This is a genomic window from Streptomyces sp. NPDC043427 (assembly GCF_056436655.1).
This window is the reverse complement of the sequence record NZ_JBWKCC010000006.1, coordinates 70,557-86,861: the sequence shown is the minus strand read 5'-3', so window position 1 is coordinate 86,861 and position 16,305 is coordinate 70,557. Positions and strand designations below refer to the sequence as shown.

The following is a 16,305-nucleotide window of genomic DNA, read 5'->3' as shown; positions in this document are numbered from 1 at the left end:
GGGGGAGGGCGTACGGGTATCAGGTGAGGCTGCCGGACAGTGCCAGGGAGTGCAGGAAGCGCATCAGGGTCATCAGGACGTCGCGGCTGGAGGCGCGCCGGCGGGCGTCGCACTCCACGATCGGGACCTCCGGCGGCAGATCGAGTGCGGCGCGGAGGTCCTCGACCGGGTAACGAGGGCCGTCGGGGAAGGTGTTGACGGCGACCACGAAGGGCACTCCGCGTTCCTCCAGCCGGCCCATGACGTCGAAGCTGACCTCCAGGCGGCGGGTGTCGAGCAGGACGACCGCGCCGAGCGCGCCCTCGAACAGGCCGTTCCACAGGAACCAGAAGCGTTCCTGGCCCGGGGTGCCGAACAGGTACAGCACGAGTTGTTCGGTGATGCGGATGCGGCCGAAGTCCATGGCCACGGTGGTGGCGGTCTTGGTGTCGGAGCCGTAGTTGTCGTCGACCCCGATCCCGGCCTCCGTCATGGTCTCCTCGGTGGTCAGCGGCTTGATCTCGCTGACCGAGCCGACCATGGTCGTCTTGCCGACTCCGAAGCCGCCCACGATGACGATCTTCGCCGCGGCCTGGGTCGACTGCGGCAGATGGTCCTCGGCCCGTGGGCCGGGGATGGTGTCAGAGCCTTTGAAGTCCATGCATCACCGCTTCGAGGAGGGAACGGTCGGGGATTTTCTGGCGGACGATCGGGGCGCGCGCGTGGACCAGTTCCGTCGCCAGCATCTCGGTGAGCAGCACGGTCACCACGCTGAACGGCAGCTGGAGGTAGGCGGACACCTCCGCCACGGACAGCGGGTTGGCGCACAGCCGCAGCACGGCCGCCTGCTCGGGGGTGACGGAGGAGGGCGGGTCGGCGTGCGCCACCATTAAGGTCACCAGGTCCATGGGCGCGCGCTCGCCGTCCGGACCCGTGATGACGTACAGCCGTTCCGGCTGTTTGCCCTCGCCCTCCTCGGGAGGCTGCGGCGGGGGCTGTTCGACGGGCTGTCGCCGCTGACGTTGTGGAGGCGTCATACGGTCTGCCCGTTGCGTCGGGGCGGGCTGGTGAGATGGCTGCCGATGCGGACGACCAGGTCGCGCATCATCGCGCTCATCCGGCCGGGTTCGCAGGTCACGTCGGAGAGGACCGCGAGGTAGGCGTTGGCGCCGGCGGACATCAGGTAGAAGTAGCCGCCCTTCATCTCGATGACGACCAGGCTCATGTCGCCGGTGACGCTGGGGATCTCGTCGGAGACGGCGCTCGCCAGGCTCTGCATGCCCGCGCAGGCCGCGGCGACCCGGTCGGCGGCGTCGGGGTCACCGCCGTAGCGGGCGATGCGCAGTCCGTCGGCCGACAGCACCACGATCATGTGGATGCCCGGTACACCGTCGTCCAGCTGCTTGAGAATCCAGTCCAGGTTGCCTCGCTGCTGGATCACTTGAGGTCCCCCTCGTCGTCGGTGTCGGTCCTGCCCAGAGGCGAGTTCTTGAGCAGATGCGTGTACGCGGTCGGATTGCGTGTGAAGTCGGTCGGGTGGACGCCCGGGTTGTCCTTCTTCAGGCCCTCCCAGAAGGCCTCGACCCACATGCCGGGGGGCGGGGCGTCGTCCTCGGGCTCGGGCTCGGGTTCGGCCTGGCGCTGGTGCTTGGTCCAGATGTCCTCCTTGCCCTCGCGCTCGAGCCGCTCGGCCTCGGCCATCTCGGCGTAGCGCTGGGACAGGGGGGTCTTCATGCGGCTGCGGCGCTGCGGCAGTCCCTTGTCGGTCCACTCGGTGACCTCGGGGATCTCGTCCTCCATGGGGACCGAGTCCGGGATCTTCGGGCTGGTGGGGCGGCGCTTCTTCGGCCGGCGCTTGGGACCCTCGACCGCGTCGGGGCCGACCGTGGGCAGGGAGGTGGCGCCGATGCCGTGGGCGTAGCCGGAGGCCGGGGCGTCGGTGAGCATCTCGCTCGGAATGATGAGGACGGCGCGGACACCGCCGTACGCGGAGGCTCGCAGCGAGCACTGCAGGTTGAACTGCGTGCACAGGCGGCCGACGATCGCGAGGCCCAGGCGCGGGGTGCTGTCGTTCATGTCCTGGATGGCGACACCGGCCTTGGCGGCCTCCAGCATGCCCTCGACCTTGGCGCGGGATTCGTCGGTGAGGCTGACGCCGGCGTCCTCGATCTCGATGGCGATGCCGGTCTGCACCTCGGTCGCGTTGACGTGCACCTTGCTCGTCGGCGGCGAGTAGCGGGTGGCGTTGTCGAGGAGTTCGGCGGCCGCGTGGATGACCGGCTCGACGGAGATGCCGCGGATGTTGACCTTGGCGATGGAGTCCAGCGAGATGCGGGGGTACTCAAGGATCCGGGACATGGCGCCGCGCAGCACGCTGTACAGCGGCACGGGCTGGGGCCACTGGCGGCCGGGGCGGCCGCCGCCCAGCACGGCGACGGAGTCGGCGAGTCGGCCGATCAGGGCGTTGCCGTGGTCGATGCGCAGCAGGTCGTCGAAGACCTCGGGATTGCGGCCGTGGTCCTCCTCCATCTCGCGGAGTTCCTTGGCCTGTTGGTGGACGATCGCCTGGACGCGACGGGCGATGCTGACGAAGGAGCTCAGCGCGGAGTCACGGATGTTCTCCTCCATGTCGACGATCGCGAGCACGGACCTGATCACCTCGCGGTGCCCCTCGGGGAGGTCTTTGAAGGAGGGCTCGTACTCCGCCAGTTGCAGCATCACCTCCCTGGGTGAAAACCCGCGCTTCATCCGCTGGAGCGCGCTGGGCAGCAGTTCGTACCCGAGGTGGTTGCTCTCCGCCTCGCGGGCGGCGATGCGCTGATGGAGGTGCGCGGTGTGCTGGGCGTGCTCCGCGCGGAGGTTGCGCATCTGTCGGCCTCGGCGCACCGCCTCGGCCGCCGCCACGATCACCAGGACGGTGGCTACGGCTCCGCACACGCCGACGGCGATCCGGGCCGGCTCCGCCACGAGTGCGACGGCGGCCCCGGTGGCCGCGGCCATCAGTATCGCGGGGAACAACAGCACGCGCGCGTAGGGAAGTTCACGGCGTCCGGGTGGGGATTGAACACTCACCATGTGGGCCCTCTGAAACGAGTCGGCTGGGGATCGGTGGAGCTTGCAGGGGGGTGTGTCATACAAACGCTCCGGATCTTCGAGAAGATTCGGGAACAAACGCACGAATACTCTCAACTCGGTGCGCTGCGGGCGAGCTTAGTCCGACCGGATCATCGCTGTGTCATATTCGGCAAGCACCTGAAACCGGGCCCGCAAGAGGAGTACGCTCACCCATTTTACACTCAGTGCCTTCAGTCGAACACGGAACGTCACGGCGTACGTGCATACGAAAGCCGCTCACCCCGAAGGGTGAGCGGCTTTTCAGGGGCGCGGGGCTGTATCCATGTGCGGCTCCGCCCCGTGGGCGCGACAAGCCACGGACCACCCGCACCCGCCGGGAGTCACCCCACCGACGAGTAGGCCACCACTCCCCGCAGCAACTGATCAACAGCCTTGCGCGCGGCCTTCGCCACGGTCGAGCCCTCCGCGGGAGCCGCCGCGGAGATCTGACCGAGCACGTCGATCACCTGCTTGCACCACCGCACGAAGTCCCCCGCCGGCATCTCCGCCTCGCGAAGCACCTCGTCTAGTCCCTTCCCGGAGGCCCACATGTACGCGGCCCAGGCGAAGCCGAGGTCGGGCTCCCGCTGCCCGACTCCCTCGGTCTGGCTGATCCGGAAGTCCTCCTCCAGCGCGTCCAGACGCCCCCAGATCCGCACCATCTCCCCCAGCGCGGCCTTCGCCTTGCCGGACGGCAGCTTCGGCGCCATCGCGTCGTCCCCGACCCGGGCCTCGTACACCAACGCCGAGACACACGCGGCGAGTTCGGCGGGGGCGAGCCCCTCCCAGACGCCGGCCCGCAGGCACTCACTGGCCAGCAGATCGAGCTCGCCGTACAACCGGGCGAGCCGCTTGCCGTGCTCGGTGACCTCGTCGGCGCGCAGATAGTCCAGCTCGGTCAGCAGCGCCACGATCCGGTCGAAGGTCCGGGCGATCGTGTTCGTGCGGCCCTCGATGCGCCGCTCCAGCTGCGAGGTGTCCCGCAACAGCCGGTGGTACCGCTCGGCCCACCGCGCGTGGTCCTCCCGGTCGCTGCACCCATGGCAGGGATGCGCCCGGATCGCCGTGCGCAGCTGGGCGATCTCACGGTCGTCGGCGGCCTGCGAGCGCTTCTTGCGGGCCCGCTCCGGCGGAATGTGCCCGGCCTTGGTGCGCAGCGCGGAAGCGAGGTCCCGACGGGACTGCGGGGAACGGGGGTTGAAGGACTTCGGGATCCGCATCCGCTCCAACGGCTCTACGGGCACGGGGAAGTCCATCGACGCGAGCCGCTTGACCTGCCGTTCGGCGGTCAGTACCAGCGGGCGCGGCCCGTCGTGCTGCTCGAACCCGCGGTGACCGTTGGAACGCCCCGCGGGCAGCCCCGGGTCCAACACCAGCGCCAGACCCGCGTACTTGCCGGTCGGGACGTGGATGACGTCTCCCGGCTTCAGCTTCTCCAGCGCGACGGCCGCCTCGGCACGCCGCTGCGCCGCGCCCTGGCGGGCCAGCTCGGTCTCGCGGTCCTTGAGTTCGCGGCGCAGCCGCGCGTAGTCCTCGAAGTCGCCGAGGTGGCAGGTCATGGAGGCCTTGTAGCCTTCCAGCCCCTCCTCGTTGCGCTGCACCTGCCGGGAGATCCCGACGACCGACTTGTCGGCCTGGAACTGCGCGAAGGACGTCTCCAGCAGCTCACGCGAACGGTGCCGGCCGAACTGCTCGACCAGGTTGACCGCCATGTTGTACGACGGCTTGAAGCTGGACCGCAGCGGATACGTGCGCGTGCCGGCGAGTCCGGCGAGGTGGTCGGGGTTCATCCCGCGCTGCCACAGCACCACGGCGTGGCCCTCGACGTCGATGCCGCGCCGCCCGGCCCGCCCGGTCAACTGGGTGTACTCGCCCGGGGTGATGTCGGCGTGCTGCTCGCCGTTCCACTTGACGAGCTTCTCCAGCACCACGGAGCGGGCGGGCATGTTGATGCCCAGTGCGAGCGTCTCGGTCGCGAACACGGCCTTGACCAGGCCGCGTACGAAGAGCTCCTCGACGACCTCCTTGAACGTCGGCAGCATGCCCGCGTGGTGGGCGGCGATGCCGCGCTCCAGGCCCTCCAGCCACTCGTAATAACCGAGGACGTGCAAGTCCTCGGTGGGGATGGAGGCGGTGCGCTCCTCGACGAGCGCGCGCACCTTTTCGCGCGCCTCGTCGTCGTTGAGCCGCAAACCGGCGTACAGGCACTGTTCGACGGCGGCCTCGCAGGCGGCGCGGCTGAAGATGAACGTGATGGCGGGCAGCAGGCCCTCGGCGTCGAGCCGTTCGATGACCTCCGGCCGGCTCGGCGTCCACACGCGGGAGCGCTGCCTGCGCTCCCGCTCGCGATCGGCTTCGCGCATGGCGCGGCCGCGCCGGCGGTCCTGGTACGAGGGGCGGCTGGCCTCCATGCGGGCCAGGCGCGCGAGGTCGGGGTTGACGGCCTTCTTGTGGCCCTCGCCCTCCTCGAACAGGTCGTACATCCGGCGGCCGGCGAGCACGTGCTGAAAGAGCGGCACGGGCCGGTGTTCGGAGACGATGACCTCGGTGTCGCCGCGGACGGTGTCGAGCCAGTCACCGAACTCCTCGGCGTTCGACACGGTCGCCGACAGCGACACGAGCGTCACGGACTCGGGCAGGTGGATGATCACCTCTTCCCAGACCGCGCCGCGGAAACGGTCGGAGAGGTAGTGCACCTCGTCCATGACGACGTGGCCGAGGCCGAGGAGGGTCTGCGAGCCCGCGTACAGCATGTTCCGCAGCACCTCGGTGGTCATCACGACCACCGGGGCGTTGGAGTTGACGCTGTTGTCGCCGGTGAGCAGACCGACCTTGTCGCTGCCGTAACGGCGGCACAGGTCGGCGTACTTCTGGTTCGACAGCGCCTTGATGGGTGTCGTGTAGAAGCATTTCTTGCCCTGTTGGAGGGCGAGATGGACGGCGAACTCGCCCACGATCGTCTTGCCCGAGCCGGTGGGGGCGGCCACCAGCACGCCCTTCCCGCCTTCGAGGGCCTGGCAGGCCTCGATCTGGAAGGGGTCGAGGCCGAAGTCGTACATCTCGCGGAAGGACGCGAGCGCGGTGGCCTGCTCGACAGCGCGCCTACGGCTTGCCGCGTAACGCTCGGCCGGTGAGAGATCCTCTGTCATCGTGCTTTCGAGCGTACCGGGCCTCACTGACAACAGGACGATCATTATCCGGATCGATAGCTGTGAAGCCCGGGGTTCACGCAGCTCACGGCCCTACGCCGGGGGCGCACCGAGCAGATGTGGGCCCCCGCACGCTCCCCCGGCACGCCCGCCCGTGACGCGAAGGCGGCCGGCGGCGCAACGAGGGCGCCCCGGCCGCGATCCACGGTGGGTGGTCGTGGTGAACGGTGTCGGACTCAGGTCACGTCGTCGTAGCCGTTGACCCGGTCCGTGCTCGCCTGCTCGGGCAGGGCCCGGCTGGCGGAGACGGCCTCGACCTCGCCGATGTCCTCAGGAGTGAGGTCCAGCTCGGAGGCCTCGTCGTCAGCAGGTCCCTCGGCTTCACGTCGGCGGCGACGGCTGTCGTTCACCAGGGAGAAGGCCGTCGCGACGAAGTACAGGACCCAGATCGGCCCGGCCAGCGCCAGCATGGTCAGCGGGTCGGTGCTGGGTGTGGCCACGGCCGCGAAGATCGTGATGCCCATGATCATGCCCCGCCACCAGCCGAGCATCCGCTTACCGGTCAGCACACCCGTCAGGTTGAGCATGACGAGGAGCAGCGGCAGCTCGAAGGAGAGACCGAAGACGAGCACCATACGGACGATGAGGTCGAGCAGGTCGTCCAGCGGCAGCTGGTTGTCGAGGTCCGCGGGCGAGAAGTCGAGGAGCACCTTCGCCATGGTCGGCAGCGTCTTGTACGCGAAGAACCCACCGCCGAGGAACAGCGGTACGCCGGTGCCGACGAACGCGTAGGCGTACTTCCTCTCGTGCTTGTGCAGCCCGGGAGCGACGAACGCCCAGAGCTGGTAGAGCCAGACAGGCGACGCGAAGATCACGCCGGCCATCAGGGAGACCTTGAGGGCGAGCGTGAAGGGGGTGAGCAGACCGTTCAGGACGATGCGGGCGCAGGTACCGCTTCGTTGCTGCGCCAGCTCGGAGAGGGTCGACTTGCACCCCACCGAGCTCAAGATCGGGTTCGTGAAGAACTCGATGATGTCCTTGTAGAAGAAGGCGGCCACGATCGTGACGACGACGATCGCGAGAACGGCCCTCACGAGCCGGTTGCGCAGCTCACGAAGGTGATCGCCGAGGGGCATCCGCCCCTCGGGGTCCTTCTCCTGCTTGCGGGCAGACTTCAGCAACCCACGTTCCCATCTCGTGCGGCGGGCCGGAGGTCACCGGCCCTGCGTCAGCGCTTGGTCGTGTCCGTCGGCTCGCTGACCGGGCGGGAGCTGGTCACGTCGCCGGGAGCGGCCTGGATGGTGCGCTGGGCCGGGGGCTGCTCGCCGTCGTTGGGCGGGCCGGCCGGGGTCGAGGAGTTGCTGCCCTCGTCCTTCATCGCCTTGGCCTCGCTCTTGAGGATGCGCGCGGACTTGCCGAGCGAGCGAGCCATGTCGGGAAGCTTCTTCGCGCCGAACAGCAGGATGATGACGACGAGGATGAGAATGATCTCGGGGGCGCCGAGCCTTCCGAACATAAGTCTTTACCTTCTCACCGAGGCGGCTGGGTGGGGTGCTGTCCGACCGGTCGGACACTTGTCCGAACGATCGTGTTGGCAGCGATCGTAACGCTCAGGGGTAAACGTGAGGCAATCCCCGTGCGTACTCCCGGTCAGCGGAACGGGCCTCGTTTTCCGTGCCGCGACCAGCAGCGTACCTGGCGAGGCCGTCAAGTTGACAGGTCGAAGTGGCCCAAAACGCATGGATCACAGGACTCACAGCAGACGGCGTCCCTCTCAGAGGGAATCGACAGCGCGTGCGGCACTGGCCGTCGCCCGCTCCAGGTCCTCCGCCGCCCTGTTGATGCGTCGCGCGGAATCGGTCACCTGCCGCCCCAGGCGCTGTGCCTCCACGAAGACCCGCACCGCGAGCACACCGAGAACGGCGAGACCCAGGAAACCCACAGCAACCGCGAACATCGGCCAGAACATGACGCCGAGCCTAGACGGTGCTACAGCGTGGAGTGCAGGCGCAGGGTGCGGACACCGCCGCCGGTCAGCAGTTCCACGATCCGCTCACCGGCCGGCTTGCGGACGGACGCGCCACAGTCGGGGCAGGTGAAGGAGTAGAAGGTGGTGCGGCTCGTGGCGCCGATGGCCAGGCGCAGGGCGCTCGCGGCGAGCTCGAAGCGGCCCCGGCAGTCCGGGCAGCCGGCCCTGAACACCACGGGAGCCACGCTCCTCATCCCCTCGAACGCGGAGGCCACCGACATGCCCACACCCGACGAAGCCGACTCGCTCAAAGCCCTTGCTCCTGCCTGTCGAACTGCCCGTCGTACCCACCGTGGTACTGCTCGTCGTACTGACCGTCGAGCTGCTCGCCGGGCCCCTGACGGCCCGCGTTCGGCTCCTGCGCCTCGACCCCGTCGTACGCCGCCAGCGCCTCGCGGGCGGCCTGCCGGGCGCTGTCGGCCAGGCCCTGCGGCGAGACGATCCGGCCGTCGCGCCCGAGCCGCAGCGCCAGACGCCTGAGCGACGCGGGGTCGGGGGTGCGCAGGGTGATACGCAGCCCGCCGTCCGGAAGCTCATCCGCGCTGTCGTGCGGGTAGTACTCGGCGACCCAACGCCCGCCCGGGCCGACCTCGACGACGACCTCAGGGTCCTCGGCGGCAGGCTGCACCAGCGCCTCCGACAGGTCCCGCAGCTCGACCTGCGGCGGCGCGGACGGCTCGTCGAGGACCTTGATCTCGGCGACCCGGTCGAGACGGAAGGTGCGGCGCGCCTCGGAGCGGTAGCACCAGCCCTCCACGTAGGTGTGGCCGACGCTGACCAGGCGGATGGGGTCGATCTCGCGCTCGGTGACCTCGTCGCGCGCGGGTGAGTAGTAGCGGATCCACAGACGGCGGCGCTCGGAGATCGCCCGGTCGACGTCGGCGAAGACACCGCCCTCGGACTCGAACGTCACCGACAGCCGCGCGCTGGCGCCCGCCGCCTCACCGGCCGCCGCCTCCACCTTGGCGGTGGCCCGCAACAGGGCCTGCCGGTCGCTCTCACGCAGGCCCGGCAGGGTCGACACGGCCCGGGCCGCCACCAGCAACGCGGTCGCCTCGTCGGCGGCCAGCCGCAGCGGCTCGGCCGCCTCGGCCGCGAGGGCGGCCGGATTGTGCCACCAGATGCGCTCGCCGTCGGTGTCGATGTCGAGCAGGTCTCCACCGCGGAAGCTGGTGCCGCACATGGGCAGCACGTCGAGGTCCGAGACCAGCTCGTCCTCGGTGATCCCGAAGGCACGCGCGACGTCCTCGATCCGGGCGCCGGGGCGCTCCCTGAGATACGTCACCAGGGAGAGCATCCGCCGGGTCTGGTCGATGGCGTTCGTGGGCCTGACCGGTTTACCTGCCACTGTCTTGTCCGCTCCCCCTCAGCCCTTGGCCACGGCCCGTAGCCGGTCGACCACGTCCGCCCGCAGCTCCGCCGGCTCCAGGACCACCACGTCGGGCCCGAACTCCACCAGCCACGCGTCCAGGCCGTGCCCGTACGGAATCTCCAACTCGTCCCAGCCGTTCCCGAGTTCCCGCACCGAGGCGGCCTTCGCCCGCAAGGGGTAACCGGCGTCGGAACGCAGCCGGATCAGCGCGCTGCGGTCGGCGGTCTCCCCCGCCCAGCTCGCGACGGTCTCACGGACGGTGACCACGTCGGGCACCTCGGCGGTGAACTGGGCGCCCCGCGAGCGCACCTTGCCGGTGATCCGGGAGAGCCGGAACACGCGCTCGGCCCGGCGGTCGCGGTCCCAGCCCGCCAGGTACCAGTGGCCGCGCCAGCACTCCAGCGCCCACGGCTCCACATGGCGTGGCTCGGGGTGGGCGGCGTTGGCCTTGCGGTAGTCGAAGACGACCGGGCGCCGGTCGCGGCAGGCCAGCATCAGCGGCTCGAAGGCGGCCTCGTGCACCGGGATACGGGGCTCCAGCGCGCCGTGCGCCTCATAGGGGTCGACGTCCTCGGGCAGCCCCGCCGCGCGCAGCTTCTGCAGAGCGCCGCTGGCCGCGCCGGCCAGCCGGGCCTGCTGCCACACCTTGGCGGCCAGGCCCAGGGCGGCGGCCTCCTCGGCGTCCAGGGTGATGGGCGGGAGGCGGTTGCTGTCACGGCGGGCCAGGTAGCCGACCTCGCCGTCGAGGTTCTCGACGGTCTCGATGACCAGGCCCAGCTCGCGCAGGTCGTCCTTGTCCCGCTCGAACATCCGGTTGAAGGAGTCGTCGCTGCCGGCCGCACCCTTTCCCGGCCTGAAGGCCTCGGCGTAAGCCTCGATGGAATCGCGCAGCTCCCGCTTGCTCAGCGGCCGCCGGGTCCCGAGCAGACACAGCGCCAGGTTCATCAGCCGCTCTGCCTTGGCAATGGCCATCGACGCCCTTCGCCTTCCTTATGGTGCTTACGAGCGACGACCGTACCGCTCCGCGGTACCGAGACAAAAGCCGAGGGCCCATGCCCCGACAGGCATGGGCCCCAGGTGGTCGGGTCCGGTCGGGTGACGGTCAGACTCCGAGCAGGTCCACAACGAAGATCAGCGTCTCGCCGGGCTTGATCGCCGGGGTCGGGCTCTGGTTGCCGTAGGCGAGGTGGGCCGGGATGGTCAGCTGGCGGCGGCCGCCGACCTTCATGCCCTGCACGCCCTGGTCCCAGCCCTTGATGACACGGCCGCCACCCAGCGGGAAGCGGAACGGCGTGCCACGGTTCCAGCTGGCGTCGAACTCCTCGCCCGTGCTGAAGGCGACACCCACGTAGTGGACGGTGACGGTCTGACCCGCCTGCGCCACCGCGCCGTCGCCCTCCCAGATGTCCTTGATCTCGAGGTCCGCCGGGGGCTCGCCACCCGGGAAGTCGATCTCGGGCTTCTCGATGCTCACGTCTTCAGCTCCTGCTTCTTTGCGGAAAGGCAACACGCACAGTCTTACATCTCCGGGCGATCACATCTTGGCGAGGATGTCCACGCTGAAGACCAGGGTCGAGTCCTTGCCGATACCACTGCCGGCCGGCGGGTTGTCGCCGTAGCCCAAGTCCGGCGGAATGACGATGAGGACCCGGCTGCCGACCTTCTTGCCGGTCAGCCCCTGCGCCCAGCCCTTGACGACCTGCTGCAACGAGAACGACGTCAGCGCCTTGCGGCTGTACGTGGAGTCGAACTCCTTGCCGTTGTCCCACAGCACGCCCTTGTACTGGACGAGGACGCTGCTCTCCGCCTTCACCTCTTCGCCGTCGCCCTCGATGACGTAGTTCGCCACGAGCTTCTTCGGCGCGGCGGCCTTGGGTACCTCGATCGAGGGCGCCTTGCCGTCGGTGTTCGTGCCGACCTTGGGAAGGTTCGCGTCGCCCTGGGCGGCGTCGGATCCCTTGGCCGAGCTCTTGGCGTTGAAGGTGGCCTGCAGATCGACCACGAAGACCAGCGTGTCGGTGCCCTTGATGCCCGCCTGCGCGTTGCCGTTCTTGCCGTATCCCCAGGTCGGCGGCACGGAGAACTCGACCCGGCTGCCGGTCTTCTTGCCCGTGAGGGCGTACCGCCAGCCGTCGATGATGCTGCCCGTGGCCAGCTGGATGACCAGCGGCGTCTTGCGGTCGTAGGAGTTGTCGAAGACCTTGCCGCTGGCCCAGACCTGGCCCAGGTAGTTCGCCTGGATGTAGTCGTTCTCCGCGACCGTCTGGCCGTTGCCCGCGATCACCGTTTTCACCGCGAGCTGGTCGGAGGGTTCGCCGCTGCCCTTGGCGACCGTCGGTTTCTCGTTCAACTTGGTGCCCGCCGTGATGGCCGGCAGCGGACCGTCGACGATCTTCGGCGGCGGCGCGGCCGAGGTCTCCGGGGCGGACGGCGACGCGCTGTCGCTGGCCTTGCTCGAGTCGGACTTGTCGTCGCCGCAACCGGCGAGCGTGACCAGTCCCGCGGGAACGGCGGCAAGGATGAGTGAGCGTCGGCGCACGGTGGGGGCCTCGTAATCGGTCGATCTTGTTGATGGCGTGCGCGCAACTCTACGGCGTGAGAAGGGCGCCGTACGGGAAACGTACGGCGCCCGTGTTGCGTTCCGACAGAATCTCGCGGAACGTGTTCGCTCACATTCCGGCGATGAGCTTCTCCACGCGGTCGTCGACCGAACGGAACGGGTCCTTGCACAACACGGTGCGTTGTGCCTGGTCGTTGAGCTTGAGGTGGACCCAGTCGACCGTGAAGTCCCGGCGCTGTTCCTGAGCCCTGCGGATGAAGTCACCGCGCAGCCTTGCCCGAGTGGTCTGCGGCGGAACCGACTTGCCCTCGAAGATCTTCAAGTCGTTGCAGATCCGGGCGGCTTGCCCCTTCTTCTCCAGCAGGTAGTACAGGCCACGACGACGGTGGATGTCGTGGTAGGCGAGGTCTATCTGCGCCACGCGCGGATGCGACATCGTCATGTTGTGCTTGGCCCGGTAACGCTCGATGAGCTTGTACTTCATCACCCAGTCGATCTCGGTGCCGATGCGGTCGAGGTCCTCGGACTCGATCGAGTCCAGCGTGCGGCCCCACAGCTCCAGCACCTGCTCCACCGTGCCGGTGCGGATACCGCGGCGTTCGCAGAAGTCCACGGCCTTCTCGTAGTACTCCCGCTGCACCTCCAGCGCCGAGGCCTCCCGGCCGCTGGCCAGGCGCACCTTGCGGCGGCCCGTGATGTCGTGGCTGACCTCGCGGATCGCCCGGATCGGGTTCTCCAGGGTGAGGTCACGCATCACCGTGCCCGCCTCGATCATGCGCAGCACCAGATCGGTCGCGCCGACCTTCAGCAACATGGTCGTCTCGGACATGTTCGAGTCGCCCACGATGACGTGCAGGCGGCGGTAGCGCTCGGCGTCCGCGTGCGGCTCGTCGCGCGTGTTGATGATCGGCCGGGAACGGGTCGTCGCCGAGGAGACGCCCTCCCAGATGTGCTCGGCCCGCTGGCTCACGCAGTACACGGCACCACGCGGGGTCTGCAGGACTTTCCCGGCCCCACACAGCAGCTGCCGTGTGACGAGGAACGGAATGAGGATGTCCGCGAGCCGGGAGAACTCCCCGTGCCGCGCCACCAGATAGTTCTCGTGGCAACCGTATGAGTTGCCCGCAGAGTCCGTGTTGTTCTTGAAGAGGTAGACGTCGCCCGCGATTCCCTCCTCGTGCAGGCGTCGTTCGGCGTCCACCAGGAGTCCTTCGAGAATGCGCTCGCCGGCCTTGTCGTGGGTGACCAGTTCGGTCACGTTGTCACATTCGGGTGTCGCGTATTCCGGATGTGAGCCCACGTCGAGATAGAGGCGGGCGCCGTTCCGCAGAAAGACATTACTGCTGCGGCCCCATGACACGACACGGCGGAAGAGGTATCGCGCCACCTCGTCAGGAGACAGGCGGCGCTGTCCCCTGAACGTGCACGTGACGCCGTACTCGTTCTCCAGCCCGAAAATGCGGCGGTCCATGACTGAACATTACGCCCGATCCCCTGAACTGAAACGGGGTTCGGCAGCACGGTTTGGATCATTTTCCGATGAAGCCGCAACCACCGCACCCACGGCGGGAGCTGCGAGTACCCGTCCCGTGGCCAGCAACACCAGCAGCGACACGGCCCCCGCCGCGCTCGGCACCGCGAAACCCCACAGCGCGCCACCGGCCTCGACCACGGGCCCGGCCAGGCCCGTTCCGACCGACGCGCCCACCGTGAACGTCGTCACGAGCCACGAGAACGCCTCGGTGACCGTTCCGCGCGGAGCGTGTCGGTCCACGATCAGGAACGCGCACGCGATGCAGGGCGCCAAAAACACCCCGGCGAGCGCCGCGAGCGCCGTCATGGCCACCGCGCCGGGCATCAACGTCAGCGGCAGATAACACACCGCCAGAAGCGCCACCAGCACACGCAGTCGCCGCTCCGGCACACCCGGCCACGCCCGCGCGCCGTACACCGTGCCACCCACGAGCGCGCCCAGCCCCAGAGCCGCCATCAGCCAGCCGTACACCGCGTCGCCGCCGTGGCCGTCCGCGTACGACACGGCGGCGACCGCGATGGACCCCATCGCGATCCCCACGAACAAGAACGTGGCGAGGAGCGCCAGCAGGCCGGGCGAGCGCAGCGCCCCGAGCCAGTGCGCCTCGCGCGGAGCCGAGCGCCACGCGCGCGAGGGCGGTGAGACGACCACGCAGAGCGCCCCGAGCACGCCGACGGCGTTCAGCACGAGCAGGGCGGCCTGCGCCGACCACAGCGACACGCACAGGGTCACCAGCAGCGGCCCGACGGTGAACATGACCTCCTGGGCCACCGCGTCCATGGCGTACGCCGTGTGCACCTGGTCTTCCCTGGCCAGGACCGAGGGCCACAGCGCCCGCAGCCCGCCCTCCAGCGGCGGCGTGAACAGGCCGGCGGCCACCATCGCGGCGTAGGCGAGGGGCAGCGGGTCCGTGCCCGAGAAGGCGAACACGGCCGTCGCCAGCGCCGACGCGACAGCGGCGGGCAGCTGGACGCGTGGCTGCCCGTACAGGTCGACGAGGCGGCCGAGCACCGGCTGACCTATCGCGTTGGCGACCCCGTACACGGCCGCCAGCGCCCCCGCGAGGCTGTACGTACCGCCCTCCGCGCGCACGAACAGGAGGATCGCGATGGCGGCGACCGCGTTGGGCAGCCGGCCCACGAGCGTTCCGGCCAGCAGCCGCACGGCGTGCTTCGCCCTGAGGATCTCCAGGTACCCCGTGGCCATCCGCTGCCCTTCCGTCGGCTCACCCGAGGCTCGGCACCGGCCCCGAAGTTTTACGTATAACTCCCTCTCTTCATACGTACCATGTGCGCTGTCCGCCAGTCCATACGAAAGCGCAGGCCCACGGTGGCACGAGGTAGCACCCGCCCGACCAGCCGTGACGTGGCCCAGGCCGCGGGGGTCTCCCAGGCCGCGGTCTCCCTGGTCCTCGGCGACAAATGGCGCGGACGGGTCTCGGAGCCCACGGCCGAGCGAGTGCGCGAAGCGGCCCGTGAACTGGGCTACCGCCCCAATCTCGCCGCGCGCAATCTCCGTCTGGGCCGCACCCGGACCGTGCTGCTCGTCGTCCCCGCCCTGACGACGGAGTTCTTCGCCGGCGTCTACACCGGCGCCGCGCGGGTCGCCGCCGACCACGGATTCGGCGTGGTCCTCTACCCCTCCCCCGAAGGCATCGGCCCCGCCCGCGACCCGTTCGCCTCCGCCCAGGCAGCCCTCGACGGCGTCATCGCCTCCTCCATGGCCGCCGACGCCCTCACCGCCATCCGCGGCGACCAGCTCCCGCTCGTGATGCTCGACAGCGACCCCGAGGGCAGCCTCGGCGCGGCCACCGTCAACCTCGACATCGCCGACGGCGCACGACAGGTCGCCGACCACCTGCTGGACCTCGGCCACCGCCACTTCCTGCACCTCGCGGCCGACGTGGCCTCATGGACCTTCGACGTACGCGCGCGTGCCCTCGCCGCACGGCTCGCCGCAACACCGGGAACCTCCCTACGGACGGCCCACGCCCCGATCACCATCGACGGCGCCCACGCGGCCGCCGAGGCCGCCCTGACCGCGCCCGGCCCCCGCCCCACCGCCCTGGTCTGCGACGACGACAAACTGGCGGCCGGCGCCTACAAGGCCATCCGCCGCCTCGGACTGCGCATCCCCGACGACATCTCCGTCACCGGCGTCGACGACCTCGCCCTGGCCACCGCCCTCGACCCCGAACTCACCACCGTCCGCCTCGACGCCGAGCTCTTCGGCCAACGCGGCATGCGGGCCCTCCTTGCCGTCCTGGAGGCCCGCACACCGGAGCGCGGCGACATCCCGGTGCAGCTCGTCGTCCGGGCCTCCACAGCCCCACCCAGCGCCTCCTGAGCCACCTTGGGCCCCAGCCGGGGCATCGGGGCATCGGGGCATCGGGGCATCGGGGCATCGGGGCATCGGCCGAGGCTCCGCCACAGCCCCTTCGGCAGCCCCGGCCGCAGCTGCGGCCAGTCGTGCGGTCCGGACCTCGTCGTACGCCTCCGCCCTGAGCAGCGGCGGGACGATCCCCGTGGCGAGGCCGAACCCGCTGGGCGGCACAGGTGGGCGCAGCGG

Annotated in this window: 16 protein-coding genes; 1 reads left to right on the top strand and 15 read right to left on the bottom strand. The window is 69.6% G+C overall.

Annotated elements, in window-relative coordinates; genetic code table 11:
- Positions 1–19: 19 nt before the first annotated feature.
- From AC067M_RS13635 to AC067M_RS13565, 15 genes are all read right to left on the bottom strand, one after another.
- Positions 20–640 (bottom strand): GTP-binding protein, encoded by a 621-nt coding sequence (locus tag AC067M_RS13635; protein ID WP_478697182.1) that lies wholly within the window; start codon positions 638–640, stop codon positions 20–22.
- Positions 621–1,016, bottom strand: coding sequence for a DUF742 domain-containing protein (locus AC067M_RS13630; protein ID WP_478697181.1), 396 nt, complete (start codon positions 1,014–1,016; stop codon positions 621–623). The genes AC067M_RS13635 and AC067M_RS13630 overlap by 20 nt, the downstream gene beginning before the upstream one ends.
- The gene (locus AC067M_RS13625; protein WP_133929371.1) at positions 1,013–1,420 is read right to left on the bottom strand and encodes a roadblock/LC7 domain-containing protein; all 408 of its coding nucleotides are present in this window, start codon (positions 1,418–1,420) and stop codon (positions 1,013–1,015) included. The genes AC067M_RS13630 and AC067M_RS13625 overlap by 4 nt, the downstream gene beginning before the upstream one ends.
- Positions 1,417–3,054 (bottom strand): ATP-binding protein, encoded by a 1,638-nt coding sequence (locus AC067M_RS13620; RefSeq protein WP_478697180.1) that lies wholly within the window; start codon positions 3,052–3,054, stop codon positions 1,417–1,419. Before AC067M_RS13620 ends, AC067M_RS13625 begins: the two co-directional genes overlap by 4 nt.
- A 380-nt stretch (positions 3,055–3,434) precedes the next feature.
- Positions 3,435–6,287: a DEAD/DEAH box helicase gene (locus tag AC067M_RS13615; RefSeq protein WP_478697179.1), complete on the bottom strand. Its 2,853-nt coding sequence runs from the start codon at positions 6,285–6,287 to the stop codon at positions 3,435–3,437.
- Positions 6,288–6,478: 191 nt separating this feature from the next.
- A complete protein-coding gene (tatC, locus tag AC067M_RS13610) occupies positions 6,479–7,423 on the bottom strand; it encodes a twin-arginine translocase subunit TatC (protein ID WP_478697178.1) in 945 nt (314 codons plus the stop codon).
- Positions 7,424–7,470: 47 nt separating this feature from the next.
- Positions 7,471–7,758: a Sec-independent protein translocase subunit TatA gene (gene tatA, locus AC067M_RS13605; RefSeq protein ID WP_133929367.1), complete on the bottom strand. Its 288-nt coding sequence runs from the start codon at positions 7,756–7,758 to the stop codon at positions 7,471–7,473.
- Between the two features lie 258 nt (positions 7,759–8,016).
- Positions 8,017–8,211 (bottom strand): hypothetical protein, encoded by a 195-nt coding sequence (locus AC067M_RS13600; RefSeq protein ID WP_393625359.1) that lies wholly within the window; start codon positions 8,209–8,211, stop codon positions 8,017–8,019.
- Positions 8,212–8,231: 20 nt separating this feature from the next.
- On the bottom strand, positions 8,232–8,522 hold the full coding sequence (locus AC067M_RS13595) for a hypothetical protein (RefSeq protein WP_478697177.1): 291 nt from the start codon (positions 8,520–8,522) through the stop codon (positions 8,232–8,234).
- Positions 8,519–9,619, bottom strand: coding sequence for a helix-turn-helix transcriptional regulator (locus AC067M_RS13590; protein ID WP_478697176.1), 1,101 nt, complete (start codon positions 9,617–9,619; stop codon positions 8,519–8,521). Before AC067M_RS13590 ends, AC067M_RS13595 begins: the two co-directional genes overlap by 4 nt.
- Before the next feature lie 18 nt (positions 9,620–9,637).
- Positions 9,638–10,615: a helix-turn-helix transcriptional regulator gene (locus AC067M_RS13585; protein WP_478697175.1), complete on the bottom strand. Its 978-nt coding sequence runs from the start codon at positions 10,613–10,615 to the stop codon at positions 9,638–9,640.
- A gap of 130 nt (positions 10,616–10,745) precedes the next feature.
- Positions 10,746–11,117 carry an FKBP-type peptidyl-prolyl cis-trans isomerase gene (locus tag AC067M_RS13580; RefSeq protein WP_142150777.1) on the bottom strand — a complete coding sequence of 124 codons (372 nt, stop codon included), beginning with the start codon at positions 11,115–11,117 and terminating at the stop codon, positions 10,746–10,748.
- A gap of 60 nt (positions 11,118–11,177) precedes the next feature.
- Positions 11,178–12,182 carry an FKBP-type peptidyl-prolyl cis-trans isomerase gene (locus AC067M_RS13575; protein WP_478697174.1) on the bottom strand — a complete coding sequence of 335 codons (1,005 nt, stop codon included), beginning with the start codon at positions 12,180–12,182 and terminating at the stop codon, positions 11,178–11,180.
- Positions 12,183–12,312: 130 nt separating this feature from the next.
- Positions 12,313–13,674: a Pup--protein ligase gene (gene pafA, locus AC067M_RS13570; RefSeq protein WP_030955459.1), complete on the bottom strand. Its 1,362-nt coding sequence runs from the start codon at positions 13,672–13,674 to the stop codon at positions 12,313–12,315.
- A gap of 9 nt (positions 13,675–13,683) precedes the next feature.
- Complete coding sequence (locus AC067M_RS13565) at positions 13,684–14,943, bottom strand: MFS transporter (RefSeq protein WP_478697173.1); 1,260 nt, start codon at positions 14,941–14,943, stop codon at positions 13,684–13,686.
- 123 nt (positions 14,944–15,066) lie between these two features.
- Here AC067M_RS13565 and AC067M_RS13560 point away from each other — a divergent pair, with 123 nt between their 5' ends.
- Positions 15,067–16,083 (top strand): LacI family DNA-binding transcriptional regulator, encoded by a 1,017-nt coding sequence (locus AC067M_RS13560; RefSeq protein WP_478697172.1) that lies wholly within the window; start codon positions 15,067–15,069, stop codon positions 16,081–16,083.
- The last annotated feature ends 222 nt before the right edge of the window (positions 16,084–16,305 follow it).